The following is a 230-nucleotide window of genomic DNA, read 5'->3' as shown; positions in this document are numbered from 1 at the left end:
GGGGGCGTGCCGGACCCCCAACACGACACAATACAAAACAACCCAAAAAACAAACAAGAACAAAAAAAAAACCAAAAAAATCGCGAAAAAAACAAAAAAAAAAAAAAAAAAAAAAAAAAAACAAAACCAAAAAAAAAAAAAAAAACAAAAAAAAAAAAACAAAAAAAAAAAAAAAAATAAAAAAAAACAAAAAAAAAACCAAAAAGAAAACCAAAAAAAAAAAAAAAAAA

The 230-nt window shown here is 21.3% G+C and carries 1 protein-coding gene; it reads left to right on the top strand.

The window, feature by feature from the left end:
* On the top strand, positions 1 to 230 hold a 230-nt coding region (locus ACEWMW_RS14585; RefSeq protein WP_409414683.1), incomplete at both ends, for a hypothetical protein.

Source organism: Litorerythrobacter xanthomarinus, from assembly GCF_046254955.1.
Taxonomy (GTDB): Bacteria; Pseudomonadota; Alphaproteobacteria; order Sphingomonadales; family Sphingomonadaceae; genus Qipengyuania_C.
Note: the sequence above shows the minus strand (reverse complement) of the source record. Positions and strands in the feature narration are given on the sequence as shown.